Origin of the sequence: Roseibium limicola (assembly GCF_017313085.1) — a bacterium.
GTDB classification, from domain to species: Bacteria; Pseudomonadota; Alphaproteobacteria; order Rhizobiales; family Stappiaceae; genus Roseibium; species Roseibium limicola.
In genome coordinates, this window is record NZ_JAFLNF010000005.1 from 345682 (window position 1) to 360353 (window position 14672).

The following is a 14672-nucleotide window of genomic DNA, read 5'->3' on the forward strand; positions in this document are numbered from 1 at the left end:
AAAAACTCCGGTCTCTCGTGGGCCGGAGTTTTTTGTTTTCTCCACACCGACCTTCGTCATGCTCGGACCTGTCCCGAGCATCCAGAGTTTGCGCCTGACGTGATTGGATCCTCGGCACGCGGCCGAGGATGACTGGAGAATGGGGGCGGATGCTTTGGAACCCCATCAGTTCACTGATCGTCATCTCGGACAAGCGGTACGCGCAGATCCGGGACCGGTGAGCCACGTGCCCGACCGGCATACCTTCGCAAGCCTCTAGGCTCACTGATCCCGGCTCTGCGCTGTGCTTGGCCGGGATGACGGTGGATGGGGTGGTGCTTGGTCGTTTTGGCGGTGGAAGGGGAGAGGTATTTGGCCGGGATGGCGTCTGTTGCGCGGTGCCCTTCGGCTTCTCTCCCCACACCGACCTTCGTCATGCTCGGGCCTGTCCCGAGCATCCAGACTTTGCACCTGACGTGATTGGATCCTCGGCACGCGGCCGAGGATGACGGCGGAGAGGTCAGCGTTACACGCTCAGGACTTTTGCCAGATAGGGCAGGCTGAGGTCCATGCGGTAGTCGACGGAGGAGTGATTGTCGTCGAACTCTTCGTAGACATGGGCGACACCGGCGGCTTCCAGCTTGCGGTGCAGGCGGCGGGCGCCGTAGACGAGGTTGTACTGATCGACGTTGCCGCACTCCAGCCACAGGCCTTTCAGGCTTTTCAATGCATCTGTGTGATCATCCGCCATCACCACCGGATCCCACTTCAGCCAATTGGCCCACAGTTCCGCGTTGACTTCGCAGGTTTCCGGATCGACCGGCAGGCGGATGCCGCAGAAAGCCTCGGGTGCCGGATCATAGGTGGCGGCCATGGCGAAGGTCATCAGGTCATGGAAGGCCGCGCCGGAAAATTTGGGGCCGGTCTCGAAATCCGTGACGAAGGCTTCGATGGAACCCTTGCGCTGGACCGCCCTGAGGGCGCTCGGCATCTCTGGCAGGTAGCAAAGTTCAAAGGCCATGTCGCCGGAAAGGCAGGCGGCCGCCGACCACACATTCGCATGCAGCATGGCATGGACGATGGAGCCATAGCCGCCGGAGGACTTGCCGAAGAGGCCGCGTTTGCCGAAGCCGCCACAGCCGAACTTGCCTTCCACCGTCGCCAGCATTTCAGTCGTCAGGAACGTTGCCCAGGGGCCCATTGCCTTGCTGTCGATATACTGGTTGCCGCCCAGTCGGGTGAAGCAGTCGGGAAACGCGACGACGGCAGGCAGCATCTCGCCGTCGTGTATGAGCCGGTCCACCCGCTCGGGTACGTTCTCACCGAAGTTCTTCCAGTTGGTGTGTGCCGGACCACCAGCGGTATAGCCCACCAGGTCGACGATAAGCGGCAGGTCCTGTCCGGAATGGCCATGCGGCACATAGACCATGACGGTGCGGTTGGCCGGGTCGCCCAGCATGTTGTCGTGCAGGATTGCGGATTCGACGGTCAGCCGGTGCAGGGTGCCTTGGGGAATGTCGTGACGGGCGAGCAAGAAAATCTCCTGAGGTGGGAACAGCGCGCGGTAAAATCATGAACCTCTTGAATGGCCCAGGCGAGGGGGCAAGCGCAAGAGGCTGGCGATCTTGTGCCGCAGGATTGCCGGACTGCTTGACCGCAAAGGGCTTGGCGGATATGCCAAATCCATGATCAAAGCCTTTATTAGCGGATGCGCCGGCCAGGCGTTGAGTGGAGAGGAAATCTCCTTCTATTCAGAGCAGCAGCCCTGGGGGCTGATCCTGTTTCGCCGGAATTGCGGCGACCCGGAGCAGCTGACTGCCCTGGTGGCAAGCTTTCGCGAGGCCGTCGGCCGCGCGGATGCTCCGGTTCTGATCGATCAGGAAGGGGGGCGGGTGCAGCGCCTGCGTCCGCCGCATTGGGCGTCGTTTCCGCCTCAGAAGCGCTATGGTGATCTCTACAAGGTCGATCCGCAGCGCGGGCGTGAGGCGGCCTATCTTGGCGCCAGTCTGATCGGCCACCAGCTGCGCAGTATGGGCATCACCGTCAATTGCCTGCCGCTTCTCGATGTGCTGACCGACAAGACTGTGGATGCGATCGGCGATCGGGCCTATGGCGTCGAGCCGGAGATGGTCGCGGTTCTGGGCAAGGAAACCTGCGAAGGGCTGCTGGCAGGCGGTGTGTTGCCGGTGCTCAAGCATCTGCCCGGCCACGGTCGGGCAACTGTGGACAGTCATCTGGAGCTGCCCTGTGTCGAGGCCGAGCTGGACGAGTTGATCGGCGTGGATTTTGCCCCGTTCGAGGCTCTGAGTTCCTATCCGCTGGCGATGACCGCCCACATTCGGTTCCCCAAGCTGGATCCCCACAACCCGGCCACCCAGAGCCGGGAGATCATCGAAAATGTCATTCGCGGCCGCTTCGGTTTCTCCGGATGCCTGATGACCGATGATATTTCCATGGAAGCCCTGGGTGGGGATATGCGGGAAAGAGCCTCGCATTCCTTTGCGGCTGGCTGCGATATTGTGCTTCACTGCAACGGAGAAATGGATCAGATGCGGATGGTGGCCGACGCCGCGCCGGAACTGAGCGGCATATCCGACCGCCGCTGCCGCGAAGCTTTGGGCCGCTTGCCGGATGCACAAGAGGTCGATCTTGAGGCGACACAGGCGCGGTTCCGCCAGTTGATGGGCGACTGAGTGTCGGCTTGAGGGGCAAATGCGGTTGGTTCGCGGGCGTCGAAACGCAAGCGGGGCGTCGCGAGGGGATAGCAAATGGCGAAACAGGATGGGCAAGACCTGCTCAGCACGGCCTTTGAAGAGGACCGGGCCACCAGCGATCCGCAACTTCACGTCGATGTGGACGGCTTTGAAGGTCCGCTCGATCTGCTGCTCACTCTGGCGCGCAATCAGAAGGTCGATCTGGCCCGGATTTCAATTCTGGCGCTGGTCGAGCAATATCTGGAATTCGTCACCGAAGCTCGCCGGATGCGGCTGGAGCTGGCCGCCGATTATCTGGTGATGGCCGCCTGGCTTGCCTATCTGAAGTCGCGTCTGCTGCTGCCCGAACAAAAGGACGAGGACGAGCCGACTGGAGAGGAACTGGCCGCAGCGCTGGCCTTCCGCCTGCGCCGTCTGGAAGCCATGCGTAAGGCGGCGGCGGATCTGTTTGAGGGAACGCTGCTGGGCCGCGATGTCTTTGCACGCGGCGCACCGGAAAACGCCTCTGTCGAGCACAAGAGCATCTGGTCGGCCTCGGTCTATGAACTGCTGTCGAGCTATGCCACACAACGTCAGCGCCGCTCAGTCACCTCCGTGCGGGTTCTGCGGCGCAACGTCTGGTCTCTGGCCGAGGCACGCGAAATTCTCACCCGGCTTGTCGGGCGGATCGCCGAGTGGGCGCCGATCAACGATTTTCTGACGGATTATCTCTACGACGATGAGGATCGGGCCACGGTGATCGCCAGCACCTTTACGGCCAGCCTGGAGATGGTTCGTGAAGGGCAGATCGAGCTGCGCCAGAGCGCGCCATTCGCCCCGGTTTACATTCGATCCCGCCCGAGTGGAGCATGAGCCCGATGGAAGGCGATCTCCTGGGGCCCGATCCCAGACAAACAGATACTGGACAGACAGGCTCCGGTCCGGATGAGCATGCGGGTCACAAGTCGTCGGCTGCGCCCGATCTTGATCTGATCCGCATGGTTGAGGCGCTGCTGTTTGCCTCGGCCGAGCCGCTTTCAGTCGAAGAGCTGCGCGAGCGCCTGCCATCGCGCGCCGATGTACCCGGCGCCTTGTCGGAACTTCAAAGGTTTTACCGTACCCGTGGCGTCAATCTGCTCAGGGTCGCAGACAAATGGGCGTTCAGAACAGCGGAAGATCTGAGCTTCCTCATGCACAGAAACCGTTCAGAACAGCGCAAGCTCTCCCGCGCGGCGCTGGAAACGCTGGCGATCATTGCGTATCACCAGCCGGTGACACGAGCAGAGATCGAGGAAATTCGCGGCGTTTCAACCTCCAAAGGCACATTGGATGTACTGCTGGAAACTGGTTGGGTGCGTATGCGCGGCCGGCGGCGAACACCGGGCCGCCCGGTGACCTATGGCACGACTGGGGCGTTTCTGGAGCAGTTCGGCCTGGAAACCGTCAAGGACCTTCCCGGTCTGGAAGAGCTCAAGGGGGCCGGTCTGCTGGACAGCGCCATTCCGGCCGACTTCTTTGTGCCGATGCCGGAGGACAGCGCCGACCTCAGGGAGGAAGAAGATCCTCTGGAGGAGGGCATGCTGTTCGATCCGGCCGACTATGATGACCACTCCGGTTTTGACCCGGAGAGTGAAGGGTGAATGTATCAGTGACTGCGCAATCGCGTGAGACGGTCGTCATGGCCAGCAAGACCGGGCAAACCGACAGGGTCGGGCTGGAACTCCTCGACATATGCCATCAATACGGCGAAACGGCTTCGCTGCAGAGCGTCTCCCTGTCGGTTGCGCCGGGCGAGGTGCTGTGTCTTCTGGGCCATTCGGGCTGTGGCAAGACCACGCTGATGCGTGTCGCGGCCGGGGTGGAGCGCCAGTCCAAGGGCGAAGTGCGCATCAACGGTGAGCTGATGGCCGGCGAGGGACTGTTTGTTCCGCCGGAAAAGCGTGGCGTCGGACTGATGTTCCAGGATTACGCGCTGTTCCCACACATGACCATCCTGAAGAACGTCCTCTTCGGTCTGAAGCATCTGGCCAAGCTGGAAGCTCTGGAACGGGCCCATGCAGCGCTGCAACGCGTCGGACTGATGTCTCACGCCGGCGATTATCCGCACGCCTTGTCCGGGGGCGAGCAGCAGCGGGTCGCACTGGCGCGGGCCTTGGCACCGCGACCTGGTATCCTGCTGATGGATGAGCCGTTTTCCGGGCTCGACAAGCGCTTGCGCGACACGGTCCGTGAGGAAACCCTGGCGATTCTGCGCGACAGTCAGGCTTCCTGCATCGTCGTTACCCATGATCCGGAAGAAGCCATGCGCATGGGCGACAAGATCGCGCTGATGCGTGAAGGTCGGCTGGTCCAATATGGCGCGCCGTCTGATCTCTATCGCGCGCCCGTCGATCTGGCCACGGCACGCTTCTTCTCGGAGCTGAACGAAGTGCCGGGTATCGTGCGTGAAAATGGCGTCGAAACGCCTGTCGGCTTTCTGCCGGTTCCGGAATTCTTTGGCGCAGGTCTTTCATCCGTGCCCGCCGGAACCCATGTCAGGGTAGCGGTTCGGCCACTCGGCCTTCGGCTTCTGGCCGGAACTGGCGAGGAAGGTGCCGCAGCCCACGTTGTTGCCAAGCGATTCGTTGGCGAGATGGATATCGTCACGGTTTCCGTGGACGGCATAGACGAATTGTTACAGGCGCGGCTGGAACCGGGCAGCGGACTGGAGCTCGGCCAGCGTGTTTGCCTGCAGGCCCACCCAAGAGAAACGCTGGTGTTTGTCGAATAACACGGGGCCGGGAGCCCGTTCGGATCCGGCATTCATCATTTATGCCAATTGTCGGCCTTCTTGTTGCGACTGGAGGTCCTTTTTTGTAATAGTGCCAGTCAAGGGCTCGAAAAGCCTTCCGGAGTAGGAGTTTGGCGTAATGGGAATTAGTATTTGGCAGATCCTGATCATCGCGGTGGTCGTTGTTCTGCTGTTTGGTCGCGGCAAGATCTCTGAGTTGATGGGAGACGTGGCCAAGGGAATCAAGAGCTTCAAGAAGGGAATGGCGGAAGACGACGCCGATACCTCGGAGTCCCCGAAGACCATCGATCATCAAGCCGGTGAACCGGTCGCTGCCGAAAAGGCAGAAGACAAGTCCAAGGCAAGCTGAGGCTTCCTTGGTGAGTTCGGGAGGTCCGGGTGGTTGAACCCGGTCTCCCAGGCAAGCGCCGTTCGGTCATCGCCGCATCTCGTTTGTCGGGCACAGCGCCCGGCTTGGGTCTCCCGGCAAGGGAGGCCGCGAGGGCAGTGTCTGGAACGGATCAGGATCGGGATTGCGCCGGGCGGAGGAACCACCACCCCCCGCTGCGCGTGTGCTTAGCAGTCTGGACCCCCTAGATGTTCGATATCGGTTGGACCGAAATCATGGTCATCGTCTGTGTGATGATCATTGTCGTCGGCCCCAAGGATCTCCCCCGCATGCTGCGTACCATTGGCCAGACCCTGGGCAAGGCACGTCGGCTGTCGCGCGAGTTCCAATCCACTTTCAATGACGCGATTCGTGAAGCTGAAAAGCAGGCCGATATCTCCGACATGAAGGCTGAGGTCGAGGCTGCGGCAAACTTCAATCCGTTGAAAGACCTGAAGAAGTCCATCGAGGACGACAAGGCGGTGGCAACGGTTGGTAACAAGGCTGCGGCTGCATCCACGCCGCCACCAGCTGCCAAATCCGCCGACAGCACGGCGCCGGTGCCCGATCCCAATGCGCCGACATCCGGTGCATCTCCAGCGAAACCCGCCGAAAAGATCTCGTCTCCGGCCCCATCTGCGTCGGCGACCTCTCCCAAGACATCTGAGCCCGCAGTGGAAGACAAAAAGTCATGAGTCAGGAAGATATCGACGGCTCAAAGGCGCCGCTGATCGAGCATTTGATCGAGCTGCGCTCCCGATTGTTGAAATCGGTCATCGCCGTCGGCCTCATGTTCATCGTCTGCTTCTATTTCGCATCCGATATCTACAACATTCTGACTGTGCCCTATCTGCGGGCGGCACCGCATCCTGAAGCCGTGAAGATGATCTTCACCGCGCCGCAGGAGTGGTTCTTCACTCAGTTGAAGCTGGCGCTGTTCGGCGCATTGTTCCTGGCATTCCCGGTGGTCGCCGGACAGATCTACATGTTCGTGGCGCCCGGTCTCTACAAGAACGAACGCTCGGCCTTCATGCCGTTCCTGATCGCAACACCGGTGCTGTTCGCCATTGGGGCGTGTCTGGTCTATTTCCTGATCATGCCGATGGCCATGGGCTTCTTCCTGTCGATGGAGCAGAGCGGTGGCTCCGGTAAGGTCGCGATTGAGCATCTGGCCAAGGTCAGCGAATATCTCGGCCTGATCATGGTGTTGATCTTCGCCTTCGGTCTGGTTTTCCAGTTGCCGGTGGTGCTGACCCTGTTGGGTCGCGCCGGGCTGGTGGACAGCAAGGGCCTGAAGGAAAAACGCAAATATGCGATCGTTGCAGCCTTTGCAGCTGCGGCGATTCTGACGCCGCCGGATCCGATCTCTCAGATCGGTCTTGCGCTGCCGACCCTCCTTCTCTACGAAGTCTCCATCATTTCTGTCCGGCTGATCGAGCGTCAGCGGGCCGAACGGGACGCCAAGCGGGAAGCCGAAGAGGACTGACCGCCTAGTATCCAGAATGTTCGCCCGTATACGCAACGCTTGACCAGCCATCACTTCAAGCGTTGCTCGGGAAGCGTCATGTTCGATATCAAATGGATCAGGGAAAACGCAGAGGCCTTTGACGCAGGCCTGAAACGGCGTGGGTATGAGGCGTCGTCCGCCAGGTTGATTGAGCTGGACGAGGCCCGCCGCTCCCATATCACCAAGCTTCAGGAAGCCCAGGAACGCCGCAACGCCGCGTCCAAGGAAATTGGCAAGGCCAAGGCCGCCAAGGATGAAGACAAGGCCCAGGCGCTGATGCAGGAAGTCGCCGGCATCAAGTCCTTCATCCAGACCGGCGAGGAAAAGGAGCGCGAGCTCACCCTGGCCGTCGAGGCTGCACTTTCGGTCATCCCCAATCTTCCGTACGATGATGTGCCGGATGGCGAGGACGAAGCTGACAACGTCGAGCTTCGGGTTGTCGGCGAAAAGCCGGTTCTGGATTTCGAGCCGAAAGAGCATTTCGAGCTGGGAGAAGCCCAGGGCGGCATGGACTTCGGTACGGCGGCCAAAATGTCCGGGTCGCGTTTTGTCATCCTGAAAGGTCAGCTTGCCCGTCTGGAGCGTGCCATCGGTCAGTTCATGATCGATACCCACACCCAGGAACACGGCTACATGGAAGTGTCGCCGCCGCTGCTGGTGAACAACACGGCGCTTTACGGCACCAGTCAGCTGCCGAAGTTCGAGGAAGACCTCTTCAAGGCCGACAGCGGGCATTATCTGATCCCGACGGCAGAAGTGCCTCTGACCAATCTGGTGGCCGGTGAGATCCTTGCAGAAGAAGACCTGCCATTGCGCGTCTCTGCGCTCACCTATTGCTTCCGCTCGGAAGCCGGGTCTGCCGGGCGTGATACGCGTGGCATGCTGCGTCAGCACCAGTTCGGCAAATGCGAAATGGTCTCCGTGACGACGCCGGAAACGTCGCTGGACGAGCTGGAGCGGATGCTCGGCTGTGCGGAAGCTGTCCTGAAGAAGCTCGGTCTGCATTACCGTGTGGTCACGCTGTGCACCGGCGATATGGGCTTTGGCGCACGCAAGACATACGACATCGAGGTCTGGTTGCCGGGTCAGAACATGTACCGTGAGATTTCCTCCTGCTCGGTCTGTGGCGACTTCCAGGCGCGCCGGATGAATGCCCGCTATCGGATCGCTGGCGAGAAACAGCTCGGCCATGTTCACACGTTGAACGGCTCCGGCGTTGCGGTTGGCCGGGCGCTGATCGCGGTTCTGGAAACCTATCAGAACGCCGATGGCACCATCACCGTGCCAGATGTTCTGCGTCCCTACATGAACGGCCTGGAGGTCATCGGCTGACCATGCGTATCCTGATCACCAACGACGACGGCATCCACTCCGAGGGCCTTGATGTTCTGGAGCGGATCGCCCGCACTCTGTCCGATGATGTGTGGGTGGTGGCGCCGGAGACGGACCAGAGCGGTGTGGCGCATTCGCTCACCCTGTCCGATCCCTTGCGTCTGCGGCAGGTCGCCGAGCAGCGTTTTGCCCTGCGCGGAACGCCGACGGATTGCGTGATCATGGGCGTGCGCAAGGTTCTGCCTGGATTGCCGGATCTGGTGCTTTCGGGCATCAATCGGGGGCAGAACCTCGGCGAAGACGTGACCTATTCCGGCACTGTCGCAGGAGCGATGGAGGGGGCGATTCTCGGTATTCGCTCCTTCGCCGTTTCCCAGGCCTATGACTGGGACATCAGCCGCGAGCCGGACTATTCCACTGCGGAGACGCTCGGGCCGGATCTGTTCAAGCAGCTTTTGTCATTCGATCTGCCGCGTCATGCCCTGCTGAACATCAACTTCCCGGCGTGTCCGGCCGAAAAGGTGAAGGGCGTACGCGTGACCGTTCAGGGGCACCATGAGCAGAGTGGTCTGAAGATCGACGAGCGCAAGGATGGACGCGGCTATCCGTATTTCTGGCTCGGTTTCCAGGATCGTGCCCCATCTGTGTTGGACAATTCCGATCTGCATGCGGTTTACGATGGCTATGTATCGGTCACACCGCTTAGAATTGACCTGACGGCGCATGACCTTGTCGGCAAGCTGAATGGAGCGCTGACGGTCTGACGAGGATTGGCAGGGCTCGCATGAACGAAGATGGCTCGGACAGTTATTCCGACAAAACGCAGGCCATCGTCCTGGAAGAGAGGGAAACACGGGCCTCCTTTGTTCTGGGATTGCGCAGTCGAGGCATTGGTGACCGGCAGGTGCTTGGCGCCATTGAGCGGGTTCCGCGTCGGCTGTTTCTCGCGGCCATCTACCACCGTCTCGCCTATCAGGATGCTGCCGTTCCCATCGAATGCGGTCAGAGCGCCATTGCTCCATCCGATGTTGCACGGCGGGCTCAGGCGCTTGATGTGCAGTCCGGTCATCGGGTGCTCGAAATCGGCACGGGCTCCGGCTATCAGACGGCCGTTCTGTCGCATCTGGCTGGCGAAGTTCACTCCATCGAGCGCTTCAGCGGTCTGATGGATCTGGCGGGGCAACGCCTCGCAGCCCTCAAGCTGACCAACCTCACGCTGTATCATGGCGATGGTCTTGCCGCGCCGGATGATGAAGGCTGGCCGAAGGTGGGCGAGGGGGACCGTCCGGTCCCTGTTGGCGCCGGCGTCAAATACGACCGCATCATCGTCAACGGCGCCTGGCCGGAAATCCCGAAGACCTTGCGAGCTCTGCTCAAGCCTGGGGGCATCTTGTTGATGCCCGTGGGGCAAACCTCCAGTCTGCAGGAGCTGACGCGTTTCCGCGCCCCGGTGGACCAGTCCGAATCAGATCTGATTGAAGTTCTTGACCGGATCCGCAGCATTTCCCTGATCAGGGGGCGCGCGGAGTTTCTCTAAGAGGATCAGCGCTGCGACGGTTCGGACTGACCGGGGTGGGCAGTATCTGCAAGCCGCTCTCAGCCTCCGTATGAATACGCAAGGCAACAACTTTCCGAGCCCACAGCAATCCCGGATTTCACCTGTGGTGATTTTTTATCAAGCCTTGTGGATGCTTGCATTTTCGGCGTTTCAATCCGGAAAGGGCGATGCTTCAACCTCATTAGCGTTCACAACGCCAAAACTCATCTGTCGCACAACTTGTTCGGTTCACGGGCCGCGATCGGGGGAACCTCAGTTCTCTTAGCCTTTTATAAACCTTGCTGCCCCTATTCTTAACCATAATGATCAACAGTATATTGGTTCGAGTAGAGCGATGAGCAAGCGGTTGCGGGTACTCCGCAGTGACCTGATTTCTCGGGTCGCTCTGATTTCTTTGGCAGCAGGAGCCCTTGCAGGCTGCAGCGGTGCCGTGGAGCGTTTTGGTGAGGCGCAGCCGATTTATACCGGCAGCACCAACAACCAGCGCCAGATTCTTTCTGGCGGGGGAAGCCAGCCCTCCTACAATGATATTATCAATGGCTCCGGCGGCACCGTGGCGGGACTTCCGCCTCAGTCGTCTGCGCCTCGGTCTACCGTTTCCCGGTCTCCGGTCACGCGCTCGCCGGCTCCGCTGACGACTGCCTCGATCCCCAACAATGGCCCGGGTGCCAATGTCGGTGCTCAGCAGGTTCGCCAGCCTTCCTTCCAGCAAGTGACTTCCAGGCCGCTCGCCGCGCCATCGCGTGTTCCTGCCGCGCGCGTTCCGGATGCTTCGGTGCGGACGCCTCCAGTGCGGACGGCCCGCGTCAACACCTCTCCTGCGCCAGAACCAGGCCGCATCGAGATGCCGGCCCCGACCCGTTCGCAGCCTTCTGCCCGTTCTCAAGGGAAAAACTGGAAGGGGTGGACTGCGGCTGGCGGAACCCGTGTGCCTCTGCGCAATGGCGATACTTTGGCCGGCCTCTCCCGTCGTTACGGCGTGCCGGAACAAGCCATCATCGCAACCAATGGCATTGAAGATCCGAGCCAGGTCCGTCCTGGTCAGAACCTGATCATCCCGATTTATGTCTACGGAGGCTCGCCCAATGGTGTGGCGTCTGCCCCGCAGGCTCTCCCGAGCGCCAACAGCAGTGACGATATCGTCACCGGCTCGATCAATCCGTCGCGTGCCACCAGCACTGGCACGAGCGCGCGCTCCGGATCCGATTTCGGCATGGCAACCGCACCGCGGCGCAAGCCGAGGAATCAACCGAGCTTTGCCGAAATCTCATCTGCTGCCGTCGGTGGCCAGGTGACGGCAACTGACGCATCGCCAATCCAGGTCGCAGTCACGCCTGAGCGCAAGCCAAGCACCTACACGGCAACCCGCTCCGTTGGCTCGACAGCTCACTCCGGATCTGACCGTCCGACCTCGACGCCACCGGCTGCTGCGCCGTCCCGTTCAGAACCTGTTGTGGCTGCTCAGCCAAGCCAACCGGTCGAACGCCAGGAAATCGCCAGCGTGGATCGCTCGGAGCCTGCGGCACAGGCCGCACCTCCTTCGGGGGGGCAGGGCTTCCGCTGGCCGGTTCGTGGCCGGGTGATTTCCGGATTCGGCATGAAGCCGGGCGGCACGCGCAACGATGGCATCAATCTCTCGGTTCCTGAAGGAACGCCGGTGACCGCTGCAGAAGACGGTACGGTGATCTATTCCGGCAACGAGTTGAAGGGCTATGGCAACCTGGTGCTCTTGCGTCATGAAAATGGTTGGGTTTCGGCCTATGCCCACAATTCCAAGCTTAAGGTGAAGCGCGGTGACAAGGTCCGTCGCGGTGAGACAGTCGGCGAAGCCGGAGCCACCGGCTCTGTCAGTCAGCCGCAGGTCCACTTCGAGCTGCGCCGTGGCAACAAGCCTGTCGACCCGACGCTTTACCTGCCCAAAGGCTAATTCCTTGGCGCACCGCTGTTTCATCAAAGGTCCCGGTTTCCGGGGCCTTTTTTGTTTATTGCCTCGCGTCATGCCGTTTCCTCGGCACCACGAGAGTGTTGAGCGAGCGGGGACGCAACGGCATGGATCCTCGGGTCAGGCCCGAGAATGACGGCTGTGGGAAGGAGAGCACTTGCTCAGATCGCTCCACACACTCCGCTGTCCCGGCCCTGAGCCGGGATCTCCAAATCCGGTGCCCAGGTCCCGGCTCAAGGCCGGGACAGCAGGGTGAGGCGTGGCGTTTTGTGGTTTGTGCTCCCGACACTTGCGTCATGCCAAGGCTTGACCATGGCATCCATGCCGTTCCCTTGGCGCCACGAGAGTCTTGAGCGAGCGGGGATGCAACGGCATGGATCCTCGGGTCAGGCCCGAGAATGACGGCTGTGGGGAGGAGAGCACTTGCTCAGACTGCTCCACACACTCCGCTGTCCCGGCCTTGAGCCGGGATCTCCAAATCCGGTGCCCAGGTCCCGGCTCAAGGCCGGGACAGCAGGGGGAGGCGTGGCGTTTTGTGGTTTGTGGTTTGTGCTCCCGACACTTGCGTCATGCCATGGCTTGACCATGGCATCCATGCCGTTCCCTTGGCGCCACGAGAGTGTTGAGCGAGCGGGGACGCAACGGCACGGATCCTCGGGTCAGGCCTGAGAATGACGGCTGTGGGGAGGAGAGCACTTGCTCAGACTGCTCCACACACTCCGCTGTCCCGGCCCTGAGCCGGGATCTCCAAATCCGGTGCCCAGGTCCCGGCTCAAGGCCGGGACCGCAGGGTGAGGCGTGGCGTTTTGTGGTTTGTGCTGCCGACACTTGCGTCATGCCATGGCTTGACCATGGCATCCATGCCGTTCCCTTGGCGCCACGAGAGTCTTGAGCGAGCGGGGATGCAACGGCATGGATCCTCGGGTCAGGCCCGAGGAATTTCGGAGGTAAGGCGGGGGACGTCAGTCCAGGCGTTGGCCAAGGCGGCCGGCGAGGTCCTGGATGAACTGATAGGCGACGCGGCCGGAGCGGCTGCCGCGGGTGGTGGCCCACTCCAGGGCGTCAGCACGCAGCTTTTCCTCTTCGACCTTGATGCCGTAATGGGTGGCGTAGCCGTTGACCATCTCCAGATAATCATCCTGGCTGCACTTGTGGAAGCCGAGCCACAAGCCGAAGCGGTCCGACAGCGAGACTTTCTCCTCCACCGCTTCTGCCGGGTTGATCGCAGTTGAGCTTTCGTTCTCGATCATGTCGCGCGGGATAAGATGGCGGCGGTTGGAGGTGGCGTAGAAGATGACATTCTCCGGCCGACCTTCAATGCCGCCTTCCAGCACAGCCTTCAGCGACTTGTAGGATGTGTCGTCATTGTCAAAGCTCAGGTCGTCGCAAAAGACGATAAAGTGCTCATCCTGATCGCGGATCTGAGCCATCAGTGCGGGAAGGCTTTCGATGTCTTCGCGGTGGATCTCGACCAGCTTCAGACTGCCGTTGGCCTCATCCGCATTGACCTTGGCATGGGCGGCCTTGACCAGCGACGATTTGCCCATGCCGCGAGCGCCCCACAAAAGTGCGTTGTTGGCCGGCAGACCGCGGGCAAAGCGTAGCGTGTTGTCGACCAGCAGGTCGCGCACCCGCGAGACGGCGCACAGCAATGTGATGTCGACGCGATTGACCTTGGCCACTGGCTGCAGCTCACCCGGATTGGGCAGCCAGACGAAGGCATCGGCGGCTGAAAGATCGGGTCGGGATGGCGTCTTGGGCACGGCACGGGCGACCAGTTCGAGCAACTGGTCGAATTTTGCGTTCAGATTGGCGATTTCCGTCTTTTTTGACATTGCTTGTCGAGCTCCCTGGACCTATCTGCAAGGTCAACCGTCATGCTCGGTCGCGGATTAAGGTGCAACCGGATGCGGTGGACTTTTCTCTTGAGGTCAGCCACTAGCACGGGCGTAAAATCGGGAAAACGGCGGTTATGTCCTTTTCGGTACGCTGGATGCGCAGCCGAGCCTTGAAAACCAGTGCGCCGTCGGTATAGTCCGGCCACTTGGAATCTGGCGATTTTCGCCAATCACACTAAGACGTAGGGCAGTTTCGGCAACGGACAGACCCGCGACTTCTAGGAGTTTTGAATGTTTATCACACCGGCATATGCCCAGTCCGGCGTCCCATCCATGGGCCCAGACTTCCTGATGTCCCTGCTGCCGTTCGTGCTGATCTTCGCGATCATGTACTTCCTGATCATCCGCCCGCAGCGCCAGCGTGTGAAGCAGCACCAGGAATTGGTCTCCAACCTGCGTCGCGGCGACACGATCGTCACGTCCGGTGGGCTGATCGGCAAGGTTGCCAAGGTGGTAGACGACAGCGAGATCCAGGTTGAGCTGGCAGAAGGCGTGAAGGTCCGTATCGTTCGCGCCATGGTTCAGGACGTTCGTGCAAAGTCCGAGCCTGCCAAGGACGGCGCGTAACTCCTTCGCGTTTCCGCATACCGCTTCCTGGCCGGGCC

At 61.0% G+C, this 14672-nt stretch carries 15 protein-coding genes; 12 read left to right on the top strand and 3 right to left on the bottom strand.

Translation table 11 applies throughout. From position 1 onward, the window contains the following. Positions 1–170: 170 nt before the first annotated feature. A complete protein-coding gene (locus J0X15_RS13605; protein ID WP_206941703.1) occupies positions 171–416 on the bottom strand; it encodes a hypothetical protein in 246 nt (81 codons plus the stop codon). Between the two features lie 89 nt (positions 417–505). Then, the gene (locus J0X15_RS13610) at positions 506–1513 is read right to left on the bottom strand and encodes an alpha/beta hydrolase (RefSeq protein WP_206941705.1); all 1008 of its coding nucleotides are present in this window, start codon (positions 1511–1513) and stop codon (positions 506–508) included. Positions 1514–1664: 151 nt separating this feature from the next. Between J0X15_RS13610 and nagZ the strand changes: the two genes are divergently transcribed. The 11 genes from nagZ (at position 1665) to J0X15_RS13665 (ending at position 12154) form a co-directional block, all read left to right on the top strand. Beyond that, positions 1665–2672, top strand: coding sequence for a beta-N-acetylhexosaminidase (nagZ, locus tag J0X15_RS13615; protein ID WP_206941707.1), 1008 nt, complete (start codon positions 1665–1667; stop codon positions 2670–2672). Between the two features lie 75 nt (positions 2673–2747). Further along, positions 2748–3545 carry a segregation and condensation protein A gene (locus J0X15_RS13620; protein WP_206941709.1) on the top strand — a complete coding sequence of 266 codons (798 nt, stop codon included), beginning with the start codon at positions 2748–2750 and terminating at the stop codon, positions 3543–3545. A 125-nt stretch (positions 3546–3670) separates the two neighbouring features. After that, positions 3671–4312, top strand: coding sequence for an SMC-Scp complex subunit ScpB (gene scpB, locus J0X15_RS13625; RefSeq protein ID WP_206941842.1), 642 nt, complete (start codon positions 3671–3673; stop codon positions 4310–4312). A gap of 38 nt (positions 4313–4350) precedes the next feature. After that, positions 4351–5442, top strand: coding sequence for an ABC transporter ATP-binding protein (locus tag J0X15_RS13630; RefSeq protein WP_206941711.1), 1092 nt, complete (start codon positions 4351–4353; stop codon positions 5440–5442). A 139-nt stretch (positions 5443–5581) separates the two neighbouring features. Further along, a complete protein-coding gene (locus J0X15_RS13635; RefSeq protein WP_206941713.1) occupies positions 5582–5812 on the top strand; it encodes a twin-arginine translocase TatA/TatE family subunit in 231 nt (76 codons plus the stop codon). Between the two features lie 227 nt (positions 5813–6039). Next, positions 6040–6525, top strand: coding sequence for a Sec-independent protein translocase protein TatB (gene tatB / locus J0X15_RS13640; protein ID WP_206941715.1), 486 nt, complete (start codon positions 6040–6042; stop codon positions 6523–6525). Next, on the top strand, positions 6522–7316 hold the full coding sequence (gene tatC, locus J0X15_RS13645) for a twin-arginine translocase subunit TatC (protein WP_206941717.1): 795 nt from the start codon (positions 6522–6524) through the stop codon (positions 7314–7316). The genes tatB and tatC overlap by 4 nt, the downstream gene beginning before the upstream one ends. A gap of 78 nt (positions 7317–7394) precedes the next feature. Continuing rightward, positions 7395–8669, top strand: a complete 1275-nt coding sequence (gene serS / locus J0X15_RS13650) for a serine--tRNA ligase (RefSeq protein WP_206941718.1) — start codon at positions 7395–7397, stop codon at positions 8667–8669. Between the two features lie 2 nt (positions 8670–8671). Continuing rightward, complete coding sequence (surE, locus tag J0X15_RS13655; RefSeq protein ID WP_206941720.1) at positions 8672–9433, top strand: 5'/3'-nucleotidase SurE; 762 nt, start codon at positions 8672–8674, stop codon at positions 9431–9433. Between the two features lie 20 nt (positions 9434–9453). After that, the gene (locus J0X15_RS13660) at positions 9454–10206 is read left to right on the top strand and encodes a protein-L-isoaspartate O-methyltransferase family protein (protein ID WP_206941723.1); all 753 of its coding nucleotides are present in this window, start codon (positions 9454–9456) and stop codon (positions 10204–10206) included. A gap of 355 nt (positions 10207–10561) precedes the next feature. Continuing rightward, positions 10562–12154 (top strand): peptidoglycan DD-metalloendopeptidase family protein, encoded by a 1593-nt coding sequence (locus J0X15_RS13665; protein WP_206941725.1) that lies wholly within the window; start codon positions 10562–10564, stop codon positions 12152–12154. 977 nt (positions 12155–13131) lie between these two features. Here the strand turns inward: J0X15_RS13665 and J0X15_RS13670 are convergent. Continuing rightward, entirely contained in the window at positions 13132–14004 is an 873-nt protein-coding gene (locus J0X15_RS13670) for an ATP-binding protein (RefSeq protein WP_206941727.1), read from the bottom strand. 294 nt (positions 14005–14298) lie between these two features. Here J0X15_RS13670 and yajC point away from each other — a divergent pair, with 294 nt between their 5' ends. Next, the gene (yajC, locus tag J0X15_RS13675) at positions 14299–14634 is read left to right on the top strand and encodes a preprotein translocase subunit YajC (protein ID WP_206941729.1); all 336 of its coding nucleotides are present in this window, start codon (positions 14299–14301) and stop codon (positions 14632–14634) included. Positions 14635–14672: the final 38 nt, after the last annotated feature.